Here is a 6015-nt window from a genome sequence, read left to right as displayed (position 1 = left end):
GTCCCAAGCTCTTTAATCGTTCATCTATTTCTTTAAGCGTAAACGTGCACATCGTTTTTTCGTTTCCAGAAATAATTCATCTAATTGACGATAACATGCGTATTGTCCGGGTCTTCTTTTAATAAAAGCTAATCGTTCTCCTGCATTAATCGGCAATATTTCGTATTCTTCTTTTACATCAAAATGTGTTTGATTCGAAGCTTGTAAAATGAACGTCTCATATAGGTTAATACCTTGTTCCATATAATCTCCTGCCGAACGATCGCGTCGATCATGTGCTTCATGAATCTTTTCGGCTAGTGACTTCCATTCATTGAACCATGTATCCACTTGTTCTTTTTGAATTTTTTCTTGATTGCATTGAATCATTGTTCCACTAACCCCTTTTTAAAACGTTTTTGACCTTCTCGACACACGTCAAATAATGGACATGCATGACAACCTGGACGTTGCGATTTACAATGATAACGTCCAAAGAATATAAGCTGATGGTGTGCTTTATTCCAACGTTCAATCGGTGTTTTTTTCATAATTGTTTCTTCGACTTGCAACACACTATCTTTCCAACGACATAAACCAAGTCGTTTGGTTACACGCTCTACATGTGTATCTACAGCCATTGCTGGAACTCCAAACGCAACAGACAATACAACATTCGCTGTTTTTCGTCCAACACCTGGCAATGTCACCAGTTCTTCTCTCTGGTCTGGAATTTCTCCATTATATACCTCTAGTAATCGCTGACATAACTTTTGAATATTTTTAGCTTTTGCACGATATAAACCAATAGAACGGATATCTTGTTCTAGTTCTTCTAGAGGCACAGCTAAATAATCTTCTGGTTTTTTATATTTCTGAAATAATGTTTTCGTCACTTTATTTACTAAAACATCCGTACATTGTGCAGATAATAACGTCGCTATTGTTAATTCAAATGGATTTTCATGCACTAATTCACAATGTGCATCTGGATACATGTCGTCCATTTTATCCAAACATTCAAGCCATTGCTTTTTTGTTAACATCGTTATTCTCTCTCCTCTAACCAATTATAAAACGGCGCTTTTTTCACGACTGACTGTACATCCTCATCGATTCTAGTCGGTGTTTTAATTGTATGTTCACGATACTCTTTTGCGTGTCGCAAAGCCGCTTTCGTCGTTGTAATATTTTTCTTTTTCCATTCAAAAAGAATACGATCCATATATTTCAAACTTACTTTATCACTTAGTACGGCTTCTTTTAAAGCTTGACGAATTAAATCAGGTGTATGTCCATCTTGGTCAATCCACATCGAAATCGTTTCAATCTCAATCGGTGATAAGAGACGACCTAGCTCCTGCTCAAACATTTGGAATAACTGCCCTTCCTCCATTTGTTCCTGACTTACTTCGATTTGCTGTTGCGTATTTTGTTCGCAATCTAATAGACGCATCCAAAGTGGAAATAAATTTATTTTTTCATATAAAATATGGTCCTGATTTGTCTTTTGTTCGATTTGAATCAAACCTTTTTGTAAAAGCCCTTGTAGACAAAACATAATTTGTTGTTCTTTTACATTCATTCGTTGTGCTAAATCAGTATGTGACGGGAAATCAACACCTTGCTCTATAAAGGAATGAAGTTGTAGTAACAATAATGCTTCTTCGTCTGTTAATGAAAGATTTTTATAATGCTTAAAAAATAATTGTGGTACAGCAACTTGCCCACTTTCAACCCACGCTTGGAGCCTCATTTGTTCATTTTGCATTTGATTTTTGACTCCTCTCTTTTTCAAAAGTTTCAACGTACATTATAACACTGAAGTAAAAAGTATGAACATGAAATTGCATGGTTTGTGTTTTTATTTCATATAAAAAAGTGACGAGGTTTAATCCTCATCACTTCTCATCTATCTTGCTTCTTTTAAACGAGCTTGCACTGCTTCCACTTTTGGCATACCGCCTTGTGCGCCAAATTTTTCAACAGATAAAGAAGCTGCAATATTCGCGAATTTTACCGCTTCTGTGATTCCTACACCTGTAGTTAGAGCATAAGCAAAAGCACCATTAAATGTATCCCCCGCACCTGTTGTATCCTTTGGTACTGTTTTAAAACCTTTCACAATGACATGTTTTTCACCATCATAGTAACGTGCACCATTCGCTCCTAGTGTCACAATTAGACAGTTTGGATAACGTTCAAGCGCATTTTCTACATCGTCTTTAAAAATATCTGCACACTCTGTTTCATTTGGCGTGAAGTATGCGACACGGTCCATCCACTCTTCTTTAAAATTCTCTGCTGGCGCTGGATTTAACAGTACTTTTACACCTAATTCTTGGCACACATCAAGTGCGTATTCTACCGTTTCTTGTGGTATTTCTAATTGCATAATGACTAGCTCACTCTTGGCAATTTGCTCACGCGCTGCATCAATTGACTCCTTTGTAACATCGTGATTTGCACCAGGTACTACAATAATTCGATTATCTTGTTCGAATAAAATAATATTGGCAATTCCTGTAGCAGTGGATGTCGTCTCTACAAACTGATCTTTTACGCTTTCTACTTTTAATAAGTTTCGTAACACTTGTCCAAATGCATCATTACCTAGTGCACCTACCATATGTACATGCGCACCTAATCGAGCCGCTGCCACCGCTTGATTTGCTCCTTTACCTCCTGGAACAGTGTGAAAACTCTCACCTAAAACGGTTTCTCCTTGTTTTGGAAATAGATTTGTTTCTACAACAATATCCATATTAATACTACCAATGACTGTTATCATATTTATTCTCCTTTAGTTGAATTTCTTTTTATTAAAATAGGTGCTACAAGTTGGTGACGTTCTAGCGTATCTTCATTTTGCATTTGCTTCCATAAACAGCGCACAGCTCGTTGTCCAATTTGCGTAATTTGTTGTGCAACCGTTGTAATCGTAGGTGTCGTCCATTCTGTCATGCGAATACCATCATAGCCAATCAACTGAATATCTTCTGGAATACGTAAATTCATTTGTTGAATCGCTTTTAACGCGCCAACTGCCATCGCATCGCTACTTGCAAAGATTGCTTTATATGTTTGATTTTGTAGTTTTTCGACCACAGAATTTTTTACCACTTCCACTTCATACGTACTGATTACTTCGTCTGTTTGTAATGTTTGTGCGCAAGAATAAAAGCCTGCTATTCGTTCATTTCCGATATTACAAAGAATCATTAACAATCCATATTGGTAGCATTGGTCTTCAATTGCTTTTGCTAATTCTGGAAAAAAGGATTCGTAATATCTGGAACAAGCAAAACAACCAGTTGGCTTTTCTTCGTCGCAAGTGAACGTGCTATTTCATTAGGGCGATAATGTAGTAACTCAATTGCCGTATGAATGGATTTCTTCGCTTCTTCACTTACATGCCCATTTTTATTTAGATAACGTGAAACAGGAGTTGAAGACACACCCGCTTCCTTTGCCATATTTCGAATTGTCGGTATCTTTTCATTTCCCTTGAAACTTATATGGTATCGGTTCCGCATAAATATAACGACTTCTTATCATCATGTCAAACACATATTTTTATATAAAAAGAGGGACTACGCCAATGCGCAATCCCTCTTTTTAAAGATTCTCTACCTGCTAATACCACAAGATACAATAGAAAAAAATCAATAGAAGCTATAAATGTTTGGTAAAACGAATTAACGTGCTGACATACCGCCATCAACGATGAATTCTGAACCAGTTGAGTAGCTTGATTCTTCAGAAGCTAAGTAAAGAACTAAGTTAGAAACTTCTTCTGATTCAGCAACGCGACCAAGTGGAATATGTTTAGCAAATGCTTCAACAGCAGCTTTTGTATCTTCTTGAACAACCATTGGAGTAGCGATTACGCCTGGGTGTACAGAGTTTACGCGGATGTTTTTAGGAGCTAACTCAAGAGCTGCTGCTTTTGTAATACCACGTACAGCAAATTTAGTATCGGTGTAACCTACAGCGCCACCAACTAAACCGTTAAGAGATGAGATGTTTACGATTGTACCTTGACCAGCTTTTTCCATTGAAGAAACAACTGATTTGATACCTAAGAATACAGAAACTTGGTTGATTTCAACGATTTTACGGTAATCTTCTACTGAAGTATCAGTGATTGATTTAGCCATCGTAATACCAGCATTGTTTACTAGTACGTTTACTGGACCGAACGCTTCTTCAGCTTTCGCTACAACATTTTTCCAATCTTCTTCGTTTGCAACATTTTGTTTTACGAAAATAGCGTTTTCGCCAAGTTCTGCAGCAAGTGCGTTACCTTTTTCTTCATTTAAATCAGTAAGAACGACTTTCGCGCCTTCTTCGATGAATTTTTTTGCGTGTGCAGCTCCCATACCTTGAGCTGAACCTGTAATAATTGCTACTTTACCTTCTAAACGAGCCATTATAAAACTCCTCCTTAAAATCTTCCAGAAATAAACTACACCTGTAAATTAACAAACTTTCATGCATAACGTCAATGGAAAATCGTTAAATATTTTAATAATAAATTATTTAATTTTAAATTAATTATAACACAACTTGTTTACACATAGTTTAATTTAGGTAATTATAAACTTTCTGTTAAATGGAAATAATGGCATAATGACATTATGAAAGGAATGATTTGATGTCTTCTTCACAAGATCGTAGAATTTTACGCACACAGAAAAAACTAAAAGCTACTCTCATCCATCTTTTAAAAGAAGGACATGATTTGCGTTCACTTTCAGTAACGGAAGTTGCACAGCAAGCTACCTGTAATCGTGTTACATTCTACTCTCACTATAAAGATGTAGATGATCTTCTTTGTACAATCTTTGATGACTATCTTACAGAACTACTCACTTATTTTAGAGAAAGTTATCAAGCGCTTGGTAAAATTTCAGCTACAGATGAACGACTCCATTTAGCTATTTTTGAATATATTTATCAAAATCAATTCATTTTCTCTCTCATTATTAAAGGAGAAATACTACCTGGTTCTCAAAATCGTTTTTGTGATAGTCTCGTACAACTAACAGGTAAAGAGATTGCACTAAAAGATGACTTACCAATTGAAGTACCTGCGCTTAGTTACTATTCAACATATGCAAGTCTTGGCTTTTTTATTTATTGGATGAATCAAGATGTCAAAGAGAAACCGGAAGTCATGGCAAAAAAACTAACCTATTTGCAAAGCAAGGTGTTTCAAGAAGCTGAAGTTTTATAAAAGTATGATTGAACTACATCCCAATTTTTAGATATGTCTAAAAATTAGGATGTAGTTTTTAAGTGACTAAATATTCATCAGAAGAAAAGAGGATGAGACAAAACATTTCACTTTTCTCTTTTAGAGTTCTCAACGAAAAATCGGAAACTCACCATAGCGCGATTCCAATTTTTCATGCTCATATAAGATGATATTTTCACAGTTATGTACCATCCTATTCAAACTGAAGTGCCACCTGAAAATCATACAGAATTCTTCTTTTTCTCCGTTACATTAAGTCAGTAGCATATGGATATAAATTCAAACTTTTAATCACTACTTTCCTATAAAATTTTCAGCTCAAGCTATTTTTTCTGAAAGTCGTTTTCTACACCTATTGGTTCACTTCTTCGTGTTTAAGATACATTACTTTTTTATTTCCTAACTTCTTTCTAATAATTAAATCTCTCAGATGAAATAGTTATATATTTTTCCGAATATTCTTCTTTTTCTTTTTATTCTAATAGTTTTATGTTATAGTAATCTCTAATTACATAACGTGTAAGAAATGGTACTTATGAAAATAAGTTTAAATGGGAAGAGCGATGTAAATTCGCCACTGTCCCGCAACTGTAATTGGGAGTTTTTCAAACAACGCCACTGTTCTTTAATGGGAAGGCTTGAAAAATGTTGAGCATAAGTCAGGAGACCAGCCATCTTCTAGTACACACCAAATACCTACGTGGAGATAGGTGGTGTTCTGTGCGCATAGACGGGGAAATTATTCCTCTTTTTCAGTATGCATAGATAACGCTTCG

The 6015-nt window shown here is 35.6% G+C and carries 8 protein-coding genes and 1 riboswitch; of the genes, 1 reads left to right on the top strand and 7 read right to left on the bottom strand.

Features of this window, described 5'->3' with window-relative positions:
- Positions 1-24: 24 nt before the first annotated feature.
- From KGI01_RS13375 to KGI01_RS13345, 7 genes are all read right to left on the bottom strand, one after another.
- Positions 25-369, bottom strand: coding sequence for a YpoC family protein (locus KGI01_RS13375; RefSeq protein WP_141275089.1), 345 nt, complete (start codon positions 367-369; stop codon positions 25-27).
- Positions 366-1025, bottom strand: coding sequence for an endonuclease III (gene nth / locus KGI01_RS13370; RefSeq protein ID WP_068454306.1), 660 nt, complete (start codon positions 1023-1025; stop codon positions 366-368). Before nth ends, KGI01_RS13375 begins: the two co-directional genes overlap by 4 nt.
- 2 nt (positions 1026-1027) lie before the next feature.
- Positions 1028-1750, bottom strand: coding sequence for a DnaD domain-containing protein (locus tag KGI01_RS13365; RefSeq protein ID WP_255314801.1), 723 nt, complete (start codon positions 1748-1750; stop codon positions 1028-1030).
- A gap of 141 nt (positions 1751-1891) precedes the next feature.
- The gene (gene rbsK, locus KGI01_RS13360; RefSeq protein ID WP_141275088.1) at positions 1892-2770 is read right to left on the bottom strand and encodes a ribokinase; all 879 of its coding nucleotides are present in this window, start codon (positions 2768-2770) and stop codon (positions 1892-1894) included.
- 2 nt (positions 2771-2772) lie between these two features.
- On the bottom strand, positions 2773-3201 hold the full coding sequence (locus KGI01_RS13355; protein WP_141275090.1) for a substrate-binding domain-containing protein: 429 nt from the start codon (positions 3199-3201) through the stop codon (positions 2773-2775).
- 41 nt (positions 3202-3242) lie between these two features.
- Positions 3243-3515 carry a LacI family DNA-binding transcriptional regulator gene (locus KGI01_RS13350; RefSeq protein ID WP_218026254.1) on the bottom strand — a complete coding sequence of 91 codons (273 nt, stop codon included), beginning with the start codon at positions 3513-3515 and terminating at the stop codon, positions 3243-3245.
- Between the two features lie 162 nt (positions 3516-3677).
- A complete protein-coding gene (locus KGI01_RS13345; protein ID WP_141275087.1) occupies positions 3678-4412 on the bottom strand; it encodes a glucose 1-dehydrogenase in 735 nt (244 codons plus the stop codon).
- A 224-nt stretch (positions 4413-4636) separates the two neighbouring features.
- Here KGI01_RS13345 and KGI01_RS13340 point away from each other — a divergent pair, with 224 nt between their 5' ends.
- On the top strand, positions 4637-5218 hold the full coding sequence (locus KGI01_RS13340; RefSeq protein WP_141275086.1) for a TetR/AcrR family transcriptional regulator: 582 nt from the start codon (positions 4637-4639) through the stop codon (positions 5216-5218).
- Positions 5219-5749: 531 nt separating this feature from the next.
- Positions 5750-5929: riboswitch (cobalamin riboswitch) on the top strand.
- Positions 5930-6015 lie beyond the last annotated feature (86 nt).

The organism is Kurthia gibsonii, from assembly GCF_006539985.1.
Taxonomy (GTDB): domain Bacteria; phylum Bacillota; class Bacilli; order Bacillales_A; family Planococcaceae; genus Kurthia; species Kurthia gibsonii.
Note: the sequence above shows the minus strand (reverse complement) of the source record. Positions and strands in the feature narration are given on the sequence as shown.

Excerpts from the sequence above, each read along its gene's own strand:
- KGI01_RS13375 (WP_141275089.1), bottom strand. The coding sequence starts at position 369 with ATGATTCAATGCAATCAAGAAAAAATTCAAAAAGAACAAGTGGATACA.
- nth (WP_068454306.1), bottom strand. The coding sequence starts at position 1,025 with ATGTTAACAAAAAAGCAATGGCTTGAATGTTTGGATAAAATGGACGAC.
- KGI01_RS13365 (WP_255314801.1), bottom strand. The coding sequence starts at position 1,750 with ATGCAAAATGAACAAATGAGGCTCCAAGCGTGGGTTGAAAGTGGGCAA.
- rbsK (WP_141275088.1), bottom strand. The coding sequence starts at position 2,770 with ATGATAACAGTCATTGGTAGTATTAATATGGATATTGTTGTAGAAACA.
- KGI01_RS13355 (WP_141275090.1), bottom strand. The coding sequence starts at position 3,201 with ATGATTCTTTGTAATATCGGAAATGAACGAATAGCAGGCTTTTATTCT.
- KGI01_RS13350 (WP_218026254.1), bottom strand. The coding sequence starts at position 3,515 with ATGCGGAACCGATACCATATAAGTTTCAAGGGAAATGAAAAGATACCG.
- KGI01_RS13345 (WP_141275087.1), bottom strand. The coding sequence starts at position 4,412 with ATGGCTCGTTTAGAAGGTAAAGTAGCAATTATTACAGGTTCAGCTCAA.
- KGI01_RS13340 (WP_141275086.1), top strand. The coding sequence starts at position 4,637 with ATGTCTTCTTCACAAGATCGTAGAATTTTACGCACACAGAAAAAACTA.